General features: G+C 40.4%; 18 protein-coding genes and 1 riboswitch. Of the genes, 13 read left to right on the forward strand and 5 right to left on the reverse strand.

Annotation, left to right across the window (positions count from 1 at the left end; translation table 11 throughout):
- The first annotated feature begins 74 nt into the window (after positions 1 to 74).
- Both brnQ and DFO72_RS09520 read left to right on the forward strand, forming a co-directional pair.
- Positions 75 to 1427, forward strand: coding sequence for a branched-chain amino acid transport system II carrier protein (brnQ, locus tag DFO72_RS09515; RefSeq protein WP_113881466.1), 1353 nt, complete (start codon positions 75 to 77; stop codon positions 1425 to 1427).
- Positions 1428 to 1567: 140 nt separating this feature from the next.
- A riboswitch (purine riboswitch) is annotated at positions 1568 to 1671 on the forward strand.
- A 129-nt stretch (positions 1672 to 1800) separates the two neighbouring features.
- Positions 1801 to 2670 (forward strand): 5'-methylthioadenosine/S-adenosylhomocysteine nucleosidase, encoded by an 870-nt coding sequence (locus DFO72_RS09520; protein ID WP_113881467.1) that lies wholly within the window; start codon positions 1801 to 1803, stop codon positions 2668 to 2670.
- Positions 2671 to 3020: 350 nt separating this feature from the next.
- On the opposite strand, the gene DFO72_RS09525 is transcribed toward DFO72_RS09520, so the two are convergent.
- The gene (locus tag DFO72_RS09525) at positions 3021 to 3332 is read right to left on the reverse strand and encodes a winged helix-turn-helix transcriptional regulator (RefSeq protein WP_113881468.1); all 312 of its coding nucleotides are present in this window, start codon (positions 3330 to 3332) and stop codon (positions 3021 to 3023) included.
- Between the two features lie 146 nt (positions 3333 to 3478).
- On the opposite strand from DFO72_RS09525, the gene DFO72_RS09530 reads away from it, so the two are divergent.
- The 7 genes from DFO72_RS09530 (at position 3479) to DFO72_RS09560 (ending at position 7804) form a co-directional block, all read left to right on the forward strand.
- Positions 3479 to 3883, forward strand: a complete 405-nt coding sequence (locus DFO72_RS09530) for a DoxX family protein (protein ID WP_113881469.1) — start codon at positions 3479 to 3481, stop codon at positions 3881 to 3883.
- 17 nt (positions 3884 to 3900) lie between these two features.
- The gene (locus DFO72_RS09535; protein ID WP_113881470.1) at positions 3901 to 4749 is read left to right on the forward strand and encodes a VOC family protein; all 849 of its coding nucleotides are present in this window, start codon (positions 3901 to 3903) and stop codon (positions 4747 to 4749) included.
- Positions 4750 to 4772: 23 nt separating this feature from the next.
- Positions 4773 to 5363 (forward strand): NADPH-dependent FMN reductase, encoded by a 591-nt coding sequence (locus DFO72_RS09540; RefSeq protein ID WP_113881471.1) that lies wholly within the window; start codon positions 4773 to 4775, stop codon positions 5361 to 5363.
- 117 nt (positions 5364 to 5480) lie between these two features.
- Positions 5481 to 6209, forward strand: a complete 729-nt coding sequence (locus DFO72_RS09545) for a ZIP family metal transporter (protein ID WP_113881472.1) — start codon at positions 5481 to 5483, stop codon at positions 6207 to 6209.
- A 76-nt stretch (positions 6210 to 6285) separates the two neighbouring features.
- Entirely contained in the window at positions 6286 to 6570 is a 285-nt protein-coding gene (locus DFO72_RS09550) for a YrhK family protein (protein WP_113881473.1), read from the forward strand.
- 102 nt (positions 6571 to 6672) lie between these two features.
- On the forward strand, positions 6673 to 6882 hold the full coding sequence (locus DFO72_RS09555) for a DUF2187 family protein (RefSeq protein WP_113881474.1): 210 nt from the start codon (positions 6673 to 6675) through the stop codon (positions 6880 to 6882).
- A 196-nt stretch (positions 6883 to 7078) separates the two neighbouring features.
- Complete coding sequence (locus tag DFO72_RS09560) at positions 7079 to 7804, forward strand: MOSC domain-containing protein (protein WP_113881700.1); 726 nt, start codon at positions 7079 to 7081, stop codon at positions 7802 to 7804.
- A 76-nt stretch (positions 7805 to 7880) separates the two neighbouring features.
- On the opposite strand, the gene DFO72_RS09565 is transcribed toward DFO72_RS09560, so the two are convergent.
- Positions 7881 to 9101 (reverse strand): MFS transporter, encoded by a 1221-nt coding sequence (locus tag DFO72_RS09565; protein ID WP_113881475.1) that lies wholly within the window; start codon positions 9099 to 9101, stop codon positions 7881 to 7883.
- 206 nt (positions 9102 to 9307) lie between these two features.
- On the opposite strand from DFO72_RS09565, the gene DFO72_RS09570 reads away from it, so the two are divergent.
- The 3 genes from DFO72_RS09570 to DFO72_RS09580 all read left to right on the forward strand — a co-directional run bounded on the left by DFO72_RS09570 (position 9308) and on the right by DFO72_RS09580 (position 11883).
- Positions 9308 to 9766: an NUDIX hydrolase gene (locus tag DFO72_RS09570; protein ID WP_113881476.1), complete on the forward strand. Its 459-nt coding sequence runs from the start codon at positions 9308 to 9310 to the stop codon at positions 9764 to 9766.
- Positions 9763 to 10503: a class I SAM-dependent methyltransferase gene (locus DFO72_RS09575; protein WP_113881477.1), complete on the forward strand. Its 741-nt coding sequence runs from the start codon at positions 9763 to 9765 to the stop codon at positions 10501 to 10503. Before DFO72_RS09570 ends, DFO72_RS09575 begins: the two co-directional genes overlap by 4 nt.
- Before the next feature lie 102 nt (positions 10504 to 10605).
- A complete protein-coding gene (locus DFO72_RS09580; protein WP_113881478.1) occupies positions 10606 to 11883 on the forward strand; it encodes a hypothetical protein in 1278 nt (425 codons plus the stop codon).
- Between the two features lie 380 nt (positions 11884 to 12263).
- On the opposite strand, the gene DFO72_RS09590 is transcribed toward DFO72_RS09580, so the two are convergent.
- Positions 12264 to 12752 (reverse strand): J domain-containing protein, encoded by a 489-nt coding sequence (locus tag DFO72_RS09590; RefSeq protein WP_113881479.1) that lies wholly within the window; start codon positions 12750 to 12752, stop codon positions 12264 to 12266.
- Between the two features lie 208 nt (positions 12753 to 12960).
- Here DFO72_RS09590 and DFO72_RS30395 point away from each other — a divergent pair, with 208 nt between their 5' ends.
- On the forward strand, positions 12961 to 13089 hold the full coding sequence (locus tag DFO72_RS30395) for a hypothetical protein (protein ID WP_258549807.1): 129 nt from the start codon (positions 12961 to 12963) through the stop codon (positions 13087 to 13089).
- Between the two features lie 146 nt (positions 13090 to 13235).
- Here the strand turns inward: DFO72_RS30395 and DFO72_RS09595 are convergent, their stop codons facing one another.
- Together DFO72_RS09595 and DFO72_RS29425 are read right to left on the reverse strand one after the other, a co-directional pair.
- A complete protein-coding gene (locus tag DFO72_RS09595; RefSeq protein ID WP_019382696.1) occupies positions 13236 to 13478 on the reverse strand; it encodes a DUF2164 domain-containing protein in 243 nt (80 codons plus the stop codon).
- Between the two features lie 117 nt (positions 13479 to 13595).
- Entirely contained in the window at positions 13596 to 13772 is a 177-nt protein-coding gene (locus tag DFO72_RS29425; RefSeq protein ID WP_166672455.1) for a hypothetical protein, read from the reverse strand.
- Positions 13773 to 13845 lie beyond the last annotated feature (73 nt).

A 13845-nucleotide genomic window follows, 5' to 3' on the forward strand; every position in this document is an offset into this window, starting at 1 on the left:
AATTTTTCGGAAAATTTAAATTTCACAAAATAAGATAATCATTTAAGACAGACAGATTAATAGGAGGAATTGAAATGACCAGCAAAATACCATTCTCATATATTGTGACAGTTGGTTTTATGTTATTTGCCTTATTTTTTGGGGCAGGAAACTTAATTTTCCCTGCGATGCTTGGCCAATCGGCAGGAACGAATGTATGGTCAGCGAACGCTGGCTTCATCATCACAGGTGTAGGTTTGCCTCTTCTTGGTATACTGGCTTTGGGCTTCTCGGGAAAAAGTGATCTGCAATCACTGGCGAGCCGTGTCAATCCATTTTTCGGACTGGCCTTCACAGTGGCCCTGTACTTATCAATTGGACCGCTTTTTGCTATTCCGAGAACAGCTACAGTTTCATACGAAATCGGAATTAAACCTTATCTATCAGAAGGAAGCGGTTCAATCGGATTAATCGTATTTTCAGTTATTTTCTTTGGCATTACCGTTTTTTTCTCTTTAAATTCTTCAAAGATTGTTGATATTGTAGGAAAATATTTAACACCGATTCTTCTAATTGTAATCGCGGTTTTAATCGGTGCTGCATTCTTCAATCCAATGGGTGCATTCCAGGCTCCGACTGAAGCCTATATGAATGGTGCATTCTTTAAAGGGTTCCAGGAAGGCTATCTGACAATGGATGCACTGGCAGCATTTGTATTCGGTATTATCGTTGTAAATGCTGTGAAGGAAAAAGGCGCAGTAACTAAGAAGGATATCATGGTATCCATTGCGAAGGCAGGTGTGATTGCTTCTGGTCTATTAGCAGTCATTTATACATCGCTGTCCTTTATTGGGGCTTCAAGTGTCAGCGGTCTTGGAGCATTGGATAATGGCGGTGCTGTTCTATCTGGTGCATCTTCCCATTACTTTGGCTCATTTGGTGCACTGCTCTTAAGTGTCATTGTTTTTGGAGCATGTTTGACAACCAGCATTGGCTTAATTACAGCTTGTTCTTCATACTTCAATAAACTGATGCCAAAAGTTTCTTACAAAATGTTCGTGATTGTTTTATCTATATTCAGCGCCATTTTTGCCAACTTTGGCTTAAGCCAGCTTATCGCCATTTCCGTCCCTGTACTGGTGGGAATCTATCCATTGGCAATTGCATTGATGGCTCTTACTTTCCTGCATCCGATTTTTAAAGGCAAGAAAGAAGTTTATCAGGGAAGCATGCTTTTCACCTTTGTGGTAAGTTTGTTTGATGGTTTGAATGCAGCAGGTATTACGTTTGCACCAATCAATGACCTATTCAGTGCAATCCTTCCTTTATATGATGTTGGGTTAGGCTGGATTGTCCCTGCTATTGCAGGTGGTCTGATCGGTCTGGCTGCTGCTGCAATAAAGAATGACAGCCAATCAACTTCTGCTGATGCAAAAAAAGCAGCATAATGATTAGAGCCTCCAGTTTAATACTGGAGGTTTTTTTGATGAATGAATATAGTTTAATTACGAATATTAAATAGTTAATATGAACTAAATGTTCGTATTTGGGTTGAAAATCCACGTGCTATTTGTTATATTTTTATTGTAATCTTATAAATTTCATCACTCGTATATGCTCGGTAATATGGTCTGAGTGTTTCTACCTGGTTCCCAATGAAAGAACCGGACTACGGGTTAAAGTATAGGAATGGCCGCAATCTTTATTGCAGCTGCTTTAACTCTATGGTCTGGAAGGTAGAAATCATTCTGCTTTTACAGGCCTTTTTCTATGGTTAGAACTTCGAGTGTATCAGACATCAAGAAAAGGGGAGAACGTACTATGAAAAAGAAATTAACTTCACTCGCTGCGATTGCAGCACTGTCTGCAGCGATGCTTGCAGGATGCTCTTCGGCTGCAAAATTAGAAACGAAGGCTGAGGGGGCCCAAAAGCCAATTCTTATCCAGGGACCAATGCCGATCGAGGCCGAAAAGTTTGCTGAACGATTAGATAAAGTCAAAGTTGAAAAATCAGGGAACTTTGTCTTTTATAAAGGAAAGCTGGACAAGTACCCGGTTATCGTTGCTAAAACCGGAAAAGGGATGGAAAATACGGCGGCTGCCACAGCAATTGCCATTGAAAAGTATGATCCAGCCGCCATCATCAATCAGGGGACTTCAGGCGGCCATGATCCAAGCCTGAATGTGTATGATATCGTTTTAGGAGAAAGAACAGTCAATATCGGATCATTGAAGACTGGCCATTTGGAAGAAGGGGAAGGGATTGAACCAACCAATTGGATCCCAATGGACCTGATGGCTTCTGAGGGAAGTGCCGGTGAAGACCCTGATGCAGAAAAGATTCGTTATTATGATGGAGATGAAAATCTTCTTGCTGCTGCCAATGCAGTAAAAGATAAGCACAAGAAGGGCAAGGTAGTCGAGGGGACAATCGGTTCAGCGGACCTATGGAATAACGAAGTTGACCGCATCAATTGGTTCCACGAAAACTACGGAACATCGGTAGAAGAAATGGAAGGCGCTGCAGCCGCGCAGATTGCCGGAGCATACGATGTTCCATTCCTGGGAATTCGTATTCTTTCTAATAACAAAACAAACGGGGGCCAATACGATCCCAACACTGCTGCTGCAAACCAGGATTACGTATATGAAGTCGTAAAACAGTATATTTCAGAGATAAAAGGAAAATAAATTGGCTATATAACAGGTGAAGGACGAATCCGAGAGAATGAGTCCGAAGATGGAGCAACTTAGGACAGGGTAATGATAAGTCCGAGGAATTGAGTCCGAAGTCGAGGCACGTTCGGACAGAAGAAGCAAGATTCTGAGAGAATGAGTCCGAAGACGGAGCAACTTCGGACAGAGTAAGGATAAATCCGAGGAAATGAGTCCGAAGTCGAGGCACCTTCAGACAGAAGATTCGAGAATCCAAAAAATGAGTCCGAGCTCGCCAGTCCAAATAGGAATAACCACGATCAAAGATATAACGCAAAAAAGAGTCTTCCAAAAAGGGAGACTCTTTTTTGATATTCATATATAAATTAAGCCTCTAACCAGTTCTGCGACCATTTTTCTATTTCTTTCATCAGCGGCTCCATGGCAAGGCCTTTTTCTGTCAGGGAATATTCGATTCTTACAGGAGTTTCAGGGTAAACCTCGCGTTTTACGACCCCCTCATTCTCCAGGTCCTTTAACCTGTCTGAAAGAACTTTGCCGCTTATCCCTATAGAGGATTCTATACTGCAGAACCGCTGTGGCCCGTTGAGCAATTGATAAATGATCAATCCGGTCCAGCGCTGGCTCAATATGCCGATGGCTTTTTCAAATCTTGGACAAATTAGCGACTTTTCCATTAGTATCACTCCTTGTTTTTATTATAATCATAAACCGAAAATAATTAAATCACTAAATATAAAATAATTACTTGACGTAACTTTATATTGATAATATACTAACTTACATAAAGTAAGCAACTAACATTAAATTCAAGGAGGAAAACATGAACAAAAACGAATTAGGACATTTCATTCTGCGAGTAATTTTAGGATTTATTTTCTTTATTCATGGATTATCAAAATTTCAGGGAGGCATAAGCAATACTGCCGGTTTCTTCGATAGTATCGGTATTCCTGGTTTTATGGCTTATGCCGTTGGCGTAATCGAGCTGGCAGGAGGCATAGCACTTATTTTGGGAATTGGCACTAAAATGGTTTCAGTACTATTTGCCTTCATCATGCTGGGAGCAATCTTTACTGCTAAGCTGCCCGCTGGCCTGCTGGGGAACGGCCAAATGGCGGGATATGAATTAGATTTAATCCTGCTGGCTGCATCGATCTATTTTGTATTAGCTAAGGAATCATCACTGTCTCTTGGGAGCAAATTAACACAATCAAAGCCAAACTAATGAGAGGGGAAATTTACATGAACTTTCATCAGAAACCGATTACCTTTGTAGCTCAGGTCAACCTGAAGGTACAGGATCTTGAACGGTCACTGGCATTCTATAAAGAAGTAATTGGATTTAAAGTGTTAACAAAAACTGACAGAATTGCCCAGCTTACTGCAGATGGCACTAGCGCCTTACTGACCATCGAACAGCCGGAAAATGTTGAACCTGCAATGGGAAGAACAACAGGTTTGTATCATTTCGCCCTGCTCCTCCCACAGCGTTCTGATCTGGCTAATATAGTGCGGCATTTCATCGAGATTGGTCTGCAGTTTGGTTCGTCAGACCATCTTGTCAGCGAAGCACTCTACCTGTCAGATCCGGATGGCAATGGGATAGAAATCTATACTGACCGTAACCCTTCCGAATGGACATGGAGAAACGGGGAAGTAAATATGACAGTTGATCCCCTGGACTTCCCTGACCTGCTGTCAAATGGGCAGCAGCAGTCCTGGAAAGGCCTGCCCGGCGGTACGGTCATGGGGCATATTCATTTGCATGTGGCAGAACTGGCAAATACCGAGACGTTTTACACAGAGGGGCTGGGATTTGAAGCAGTCTGCCGATATGGCACACAGGCATTGTTCATTTCGAGCGGAAAATATCACCACCATATTGGTTTGAATACATGGAATGGAGTAGGAGCCCCGCAGCCTGCAGCGAATAGTGCTGGGCTACAATCCTTCAAGCTCATTTTTGAAAATGAAGCAGCCAGAGATCAGGCAGTGGAAAATTTGAAAAAGATAGGTGCGGATTCAGCAATTGAGAATAATCAGGTGATTACTAAAGACCCTTCGGGGAATCGAATTGTTTTAGGATTTTAAATTATCATCAGGTGGTGTGAATCATGGGTTTTTTTAATCAATTATTTGGAAGAAAATCTAAGGAGGAACAAACAATGAGCGAGAAATTAAATATTGGGATTATCTTAGGAAGCACACGTCAGGGGAGAGTTAGCCCTCAGGTTGGATCATGGGTAAAAGAAATTGCCGATAAACGCGGGGATGCCAATTATGAGATTGTAGATATCGCTGATTTCAAATTGCCATTCTTAGGAGAAGCTGATTCACCAGGAATTGCTTCATGGAATGAGAAGCTTAACAGTCTGGATGGATTCATATTCATCGTTCAAGAGTACAACCACAGTATTACAGGGGCATTAAAAAATGCACTTGATCTAGCACGTGACCCTTGGAACAATAAAGCTGCAGGAATTGTAAGCTATGGTTCAACTGGCGGTGCGAGAGCTGCTGAACATCTGCGCGGAATCATGGGTGAATTGATGATCGCTGATGTGAGAGTGCATCCAACATTGTCTTTATTTACTGATTTTGAAAATGGTACAGTATTTAAACCTCAAGATCTTCATCTCGATAATGTGAACGCAATGATTGACCAAGTGATATCCTGGAGCGGTGCATTAAAAACTATTAGATAGAGTATAAGCAGAACCCTCGAGGTTCTGCTTTTTTTATCTTATTCTGAATAGTGGTTTTTAGTGTGGATCAAAAGGAAATAACTAAAGTAACAAAACAAAATGGAAGGGGTGAACTTGATGTGGAATGCTGCACTATGGGGAGGGGTCTCTGGATCAGCTGTCCTTTTAGGCGCAATGGCAGCCATGTTTTTGCCCATCCGAAAAAAAATGATCGGTTACATTATGGCATTCGGAACAGGTGTCCTGATTGGTGCAGCCTCATATGAGCTTCTTGGGGAGTCAGTCCATAACGGCGGCTTACTGCCGACAGGCATAGGATTTGTGGCTGGAGCTATTATCTTTACCCTTTTTGATATTATGATTTCAAATAAGGGGGCTAAGAACCGGAAAAGATCCGGCCATAAAGCAGCAGCCAGCAGCGGAATAGTCCTTTTTGCCGGGACCATTATGGATGCCATTCCAGAATCAATCATGATCGGGACAAGCCTGCTTGAAGGAGGAAAGGTGAGTTTTCTATTGGTGACGGCCATTTTTATCAGCAATTTTCCAGAAGGCCTTTCCAGTACCTCGGGAATGAAAAAGAGCGGCTATTCAAAAAAGAAAATTATCCTCCTTTGGAGTTCAGTATTTGTCATTGCGGGAATTGCTTCGATGGCTGGATACATATTTTTGGATGGAGCTTCAAAAGAGGTCCTATCAGGCATTGCAGGATTTGCTGGTGGTGCAATTATTGCCATGGTTGCTTCCACGATGATGCCTGAAGCTTATGAGGACAGTGGTCCGATGACCGGATTCATTGCAGCTATCGGTTTGCTGGCTTCATTGGTGCTTGATCATTTTTCTTGATAATTCCCAGAAAATAACACCCGAATAATGAATGTTTGGCACCTTATGTGGAAAAGACAAAACAGAGGTGTTATTGATGAAGATTAGAAATATTGTAAGGGAACAGCAGGAAAATGTGCATATTGAGATAGGCGACTACGAAATGATTATTGAAAAGCGATATAGGGTAGTATCATTAATTAATGATCTGCTCCTGGGTGTTTTATATTTTATCGGAAGTATATTATTTTTAACAGATGTAAGCCAGGCGGTTTCGATATCGTTTTTCCTTGCGGGAAGTATTATGATGATCATCAGGGCAGGCTTGAATATTTTGAAGGACCTTCATGTTAATAAGATAACAGGAACAAAGAGACAGTAAACCCTTTTGAAAATGAATGGGGTTTTGCGGAAGGGCGAAACGGCAATACTATCGACATAGCGAAAACCAGCTAAAAATAAAAGTTTTTAAAGGAGAATGGCCATGGCTGAAGAAACAGAAAAGGTAAGCAAAGGAAAAAAAGCAGATGTCGGCGATACGATCAGCATCTTAAGCGGTTCCGAAAAAGGAAAAAAGGGCAGAGTAATCGTGGTACGGGATAACTCAGTCATTGTTGAGCTGGGGATTGATCCAAAAAAGGATGAGCCCATAAAAACGGTAATCAGCCATAAGCGCTATAAAGTCGTTAAATAAAAAGGGAGGATTAAGGGTGAAATCTGAGCCAAAACGAACATCTGCGTCGATACCTTCTGACGTCCGTGCAAAAATTATTCAATCGGACAAGGATGAGAAAGCAAAGCGACAAACAAAACGGCCGCAGTAAAAAATCCATGACAGCCGCACGCGCTGTCATGGATTTTTCTAATGTTTGAAGGGAGCTGCAGGGACAGTGCTGATAGGACATGTTAAAGAGATTGTCCGCTATCCGGTGAAAAGCTTTCACGGGGAAAGTGTGAAAAAAACAAAGGTAATGGAATATGGGTTGTATGGGGATCGCAGCCATGCCTACCTGGATGAATCAAGGCCGGGGAAATATTTGACGATTACTCAGTTTCCGGAAATGGTCAGGTATAAAGCAGCGTTTATGGGAGAAGAAAATGAGAATATGTTTCCTCCAGTAAGAATTACAACTCCGGACGGCAGACGGATCCCCTGGGATGATAAAGAATTCCTAAAAGAAATGGAAAATCAATCCTCAAGGAAGATCACTCCAGTGAAATATAATCCAGCCCATGTACCTGAAGGAGCAATTGAAGAGGAAAATATTCTATTAGTGACAGACGCATCCCTTGAAAAAATGAAGGAGCTGTGTGGAAAGGAGAGGCTGGACTTCCAGCGGTTTCGCCCGAATTTAATCATTTCCCTATTAAAAGATGAACCTTTTATTGAGGAAAGCTGGTTTGGGAAGACAATGAAAATTGGCCGTGCTGAATTTCAAGTTAAGCGTCATTGCGAACGGTGTATGATTATTACAGTAGATCCAGAGAGCGGGGAGAGGGATCCTAGTTTGCATAAAAAGGTTATCAGGGAAAGGGATAATCACTTCGGTGTGTATTCCACAGTCAGGAATACAGGTGAAATTTCGGCAGGGGATGGGGTTTATCTTTTTGATTAAGTACTTGTTTGTACCTTGTCAATAAACAAAGTTATCATTCAATAAAGCTGGCCCAGTTTATGAACTGGGCTCCTGATTATGCACTTTGACTCATTTTCTTACCTTTTTTATGCCTCCCCGCAGAAAAAATCAGGACGATAATGCTTGCAGATATTAATGTCCCATGGAAGATCCAAACCATTTTAGCTAATGAGAATACTTCCAGTACAAGAGGAGCGGCAACAAATCCAAGTGCAAAGCCTAGTGATTTTAAGAGCATGCCTACTCCAAAAATTCTGCCTCTGATGTGGTTGTCTGTCTTTTGCAGGATTGTGGCATGCAGAGTTGTGAAACAGGCATCAAAAACCCCAGTTAAAAAGGCAAACGGCAGAATGATCCATAAGCTATGATTGGACAGGAAGGCGATAAATCCTGCGGACATAAGCATGGCTGATACAAAGCATGCAAAATAGAGGCGGTTTTCCCGGAGGCTTTTCAATTTTGGCAGGATCATAGTTGCTAATACCGATCCAATTCCCCATACACCCCAAATTAATCCATAGTAAAAACTTTGTTTGCTGCTGTCTATATTTTCGGCCAGCAGCGGAATCCCCAAATTATGAGAAGCCCCTGCGAAGGCCCCAATAAGAAAGACAATATTGACAAGAAGCAGCATCGGTTTAAATAATATAAACGAATAAACTTCTTTCAAATCCCTGCCAATGCTGGCCAGTTTCTCTTTAAAGCCGCTGCTGCCCCTTTTATTCACGGCTGGTTCTGACGTTTGCCATTTCATTTTTAATAAAACGAGTGCTGAAATGACGTAGGTTGAGGCATCAATGATTAAAGTTATCTGGTATCCAAGGAAATCAGTTATGACTCCAGCCCCGATAAAACCAAACACCAGGCTGACAGATGTTAATCGGGAAATTAATGCATTCGTCTCCAGTACTTTATCCTCGCCAAAAATCTGAGGAATTTCTGCGCTGTAGCTAACTGCAAAAAAGCTTGATGTCAATCCGATTAAGAAGCAAACAATCAGAATCATGATTGGATTTGGAAAAGGTATTAAGCCTAAAATGATGACTGCACGGAATACATCCGTCCAAATCATAATTTTTCGGCGGTCAAAGCGATCGGCCAGAACTCCTGAGAAAAGACTTGATAAAACGCCCCCAAGTGTCCTGATGGCCATTGTCGCTGCAAGCCAGCCAGAGCTTCCGGTGGCCGCATACATGAGCACATTAATGGCAATCAGGTCCATGAACGTACCCAAATCGGAAAAAGCTTTTACATACAGAAAAATTTTGCGGTTCATGCGTGTCTCCCTGGTTCTCAAAGATGTTTTCTGTTTTATTTTAAAGATTTTGAATTTAATTCGCAATACGAAATTTCAGATTTTTGATTTGCCGATTTTGGCATAAAGGATAATCACATAGGAATGTGGAATAAATGATTGGAGAAACGTTGAAAGCAAGACTGAATGACTGATACAAGCAGCCATTATACAAAGAAGGTAAGAGAATGAGCAATATATTCGGGAACCCCAAAAAAGGACTTAATTATAAAATACGCAAGGGTGCTTACGCTGTTATATTCAACCCGGAAAATGAAAAAGTATTAAGTGTGCAAATTCAGTCTGGCCATTACTTTCTGCCAGGCGGTGGAATAGAAAAAGGTGAAAGTGAAATCGAATGCCTGAAAAGGGAAGTGCTGGAGGAGACCGGCTATGAGATTTCGAATTTCTTCTTTATCGGCAATGCAAAGAGCTATTTGCCGCAGATCAAGAAAAGGCCAATGCTAAGTGACGGGTATTTTTATCTGGCTGATTTGGGGGATAAAATACAAGAGCCGACTGAAGAAGACCATGTAATAAAGTGGATTGAAACGGAAAGAATAGCAGAAGTATTTGTTCATGGGCACCACATATGGGCGGTCCGGGAAGGGATAAGATATAAAAAGCAGGAGGGGGAAGGTGAATGATTGCCTACTACGGTGAACTCTGCACAAAGATGTATGAAAGTGATAAATCAATAGCAGAGGATCCAGAGCTGAGCTTTTACCTATCATATGTAAAAGGCAGGAAAATGAAAGTATTGGAGCCGATGTGCGGAAATGGAAGAATGCTTATACCCTTCATACAGCATGGCATCGACACTGATGGTTTTGATATTTCAGAAGACATGCTGAAAGTCTGTAAGGAAAAGGCTGGGAAATTAAACTTAAAGCCTAATGTTTTTCAGAAAAAGATAGAAGAGTTTAATAGTGCTAAAAAATACGATTTAATTATGATCCCTTATGGTTCTTTTTCACTTTTGCCTGACTCCCTGGTAAATATAAGCCTTCAAAATCTAAAGAATTCCCTAAATAAAGGCGGTAAAATGCTTCTTACCATTGTAGAAAAAGATAATGAAATAGAAGAAGCTGCAGAATGGACAGAAACGAACAGGAAGGAATTAGAGGGACAGACCATTATAGAAAATAGAAAAATAGCTTATGATGAGGAAACGAAGATCCTGCATATCCAGCTGAAGTATGATGCCGTTGGAGAGGCAATCGCGGAAAGAACAGAACTGATGGATTTTCCCATACGGCTCTATGATCCAGGTGAATTCAATAGAGTGCTCAAAGATATCGGGTTTAGGCAAATCGCCGTTCGTGATGTTAGCGATGGGTACGGAGATGGACAATCTTTTCCTGTTTATGAATGTACGAAATGACAAGCTGTGATCTTGACGGCTTTTTTTTCAGTTTTGCAGGAGGGATAAGGATTTTTTATTAAATTACTAAGTGCCAGCATTCATCGAGAGAGGGTGCTTTATATGGAACTGGAAGTAATAAGTGATTCAAATAAACGTTTGAGGCTGAATAAAAAGATCGTGTGGGGAATAGCGATTATTTTGGTCCCCTTAGCGATGTTTTATTTAGATAAGCAAAAGTTATACAAGGAAGAAAAACCGCCAATGCCCACTGTGCTATATGGAGAGCAGGAGTTATATCCGATCTTAGGCTCTTATACATGGAACGCAGGAGAAATTGAGAAGGAGATAAAAGATCTTACCCAATTGATTGAATATCAGAATGCTGAATTTCGCGAGAATCTTAACATACAATTTCCTAAAAATCAGCAGCCGATCTTCATTGCAAGAGGAAACTACTATAATGGCGAAATTAAAGCAGAGCCATATCAAACACTTTATCGTGAATTTGCATTTTTACGAAACGAATCACGCAAAGAAATATATTCTATAAAAGCCTACTGGAAGGACGGCAAGCGGGCTGAATATATCATACCTGTAAACATTAAAGAGATTAGTCCTGAAAAGAACTATCTGGCAAGGAATAAAGGGTATCATTCACTTCTGATTGTTGGGGATACCGATAAAAATGTGATGGATGAACTCTATTCAGAACCATTTCACTTTCTTTTCGAAACAAGCAGTTCATTAGATCTAAAGGATGCAAATGCTATTTATCCTGAATTACAAGTAAAGGAAGAGCCAAGCTATATTTTATTTGATCATACGAAGGAAGCGTTTCGCACAGCTTCTCTAGAAGAGTTAATGAAATATATGAAGGAAAATACGTATTCTAAAAAAAGTTCAATAGTGGGAAGAGTCACAAAGCTGGATCGTAATCTGGGAGTAATCCAAGTGGATGATAACGTTTTTACTTCAGCAGATATTAGAGATCTTAAAGTTGGACAGAAAATCTCTTTAGAGGTGAAACAGCTAAATAAGGACATCCCTTACTATCGAATAATCGAGGACATCAAGGTGATAAAAGCTGCTGACGCTGTCTTTTCCGCTGCTAAATGGCTTGCAAAAGATGCTGAAAAGGTTTCTATTCTTGCTATTGGACCAACTGCCTTTACTGAGCAGTTTAAATCTCCAAATAAGGAAGACTTCAAGCTGGTGGAAAATATAGAGTTTCAAGAGACACTCACATTAAAAAATGGAGAGGCAGTCCCAGGTGCTGCTGTTTATGTATTTAATGATAAGGAATTAGTTTTCCAGACGGATGAATTTGGCGAGCTGCTGAACTATTTATTTGAGTTTGAAATGTTAATGCCTGCAAGAAAGGAAAGAAGCGGGCTCTAGGGCAGCGAAAGGAAAATGAAGGTGCTCCTCCAATTATCAATAAAGATAAATTAATTTTAATGAGATTTTATCGCCCAACAAAAACAAGAGAGCAGGCAGAAGATTGGGTCAGCTGGCCCCTGCATAATTATCGTACATATGATGTGGGCCGTTGGAGAAGAATTGCTAATTGTTTGCGAGACGTGAATGGAGAAAAGCCTATGCGACGGAAGCGGCATTAGTCTGTAAAGAATATGAGTTAAAAGCTAAAAAAATAAAAAGCTGGTTTCCATTATAAATATGAACAATCTTGCTGCTATCCTTGTTGCAGAAAAAGGAATAAACATTCCACAGAGCGGAAAATAAGATGTATGAATATTTCATATCAATCGTTTAGGATTTTAGAAGATTTTTTTATAATGTTCATTAAACACCTTAAAAAGCCTTTCATCACCGCCTCGGTCTGGATGGAGGGCTTTTAGAATTTTCTTGAATTCTTTTCGGACTAATTGCATGTCCTCATCAGGCTTCAGGCCCAGAAGCTTTCCAGGCTTGATTTCTTCATCAGCGATCATATTTTGCGCTTGTATCATTTTCTTCAATGATTTAACTTTGGATTCCTCTATTTGGACTCGGGTATTCAGAATCTCTATATGTCCTTTAAGATCTTTAACCTGCAGGAGGATTCCTTCTAGTTTTTGCTGATAAAGCTCTTCATGTTTTTTAATGATGAAATCAGTGAGATCCTTCGTCTTAATTGTGTAGCTGATTTGCCTCCTGGGGCTTCGTTCCGCTTTCATTTTTCCTTCTTCAATCCAGCGCTCAACGTCTGCCCCATTCGCCTTTATTCCAGCTTTAAGTAATTGTGCCACAGCATCAGTAATGTTCATTCTTCATGCTCACTCTCTATAAAATCTAATTTAGCATTCAAAAACATCATATCATTGAACACTTTCAGAAAAATCACAAGCAGATGACATAGTATTAAAGTTTATTTACGCTGGTAACGCCATCATTTCAAAGAACGGGAATTATTAGAAAATTAGGTGGGATCTTGATATAATGTAAAAAACTGGACACGGGAGGATGGGAATTATAATGAAGAAAATGTTCAAATTTGCAGTGTGGGTTGCTGCTTTTCCGTTTATTTTGCTGTGGACAATCTTTTTTGATTCGAGCGGCAACTCTGCCATGTTTGTGAATGATGTATTAAATGATAAGAAATAGGTTGAAGAAATCCTAAAATTAAGATTGATTGTTAGCTGGACCAATCGGACTTGTATGGGCATTTGGACTCCCGTACATCCTCATTCGAAACCTTAGAGTCCAGATGAGGGAGTCTTATGCCCGTTAGACGGCTATAAATTGAAGAATTACTTTATAGGACGCTCGAGAGTCAGGATTTCATCCTCCATAGAAGCATATTGCTGCTCCACTACATGCTTTACATCTGAAATCGCTGCATTGTAAAAATGCGGGGCCAATGATTCTTTAACAAAATCCAGCACCCTTTCTGCACCGAACTCAGATATTTCCTCATCCCTTTCTTCAGAGAAAAAAATCTGGATATCCTCGATCATCTTTTGCTGCTGCTCTTTTGTTATTTTTAAAAACATGCCATGCCTTCCTTTCGGTTTTGGATATATGTTACTATACACGGAAATTTCATCAAAAGGGAGGCTGTTATTTTTAAAAGAAATATGTACAGCAGGAAAACGGAAAGCACCTGCCAGCTACTTATGTGATGTTTCATCGCCATATACATCAAAGAGAAGGCGGTAATAATCTTTTACATAAATGTCTTTGATTGCAGCCTTCTTTTTCGGATAGAGAGAAATAGGGATAGATGACAAGGCAAGAATCGAACTGCATAATAGAACCAGATATAATATTCCAGATAGAATGTACATTTAGGATACCTCCTTGAGTTGTTAAAAAAAGCTTAAATTATGAAACGCATTTCAGAGCAAGAAAAAAGTGAAA

This window comes from Cytobacillus oceanisediminis, assembly GCF_004366035.1.
GTDB lineage: Bacteria > Bacillota > Bacilli > Bacillales > Cytobacillaceae > Cytobacillus > Cytobacillus oceanisediminis_C.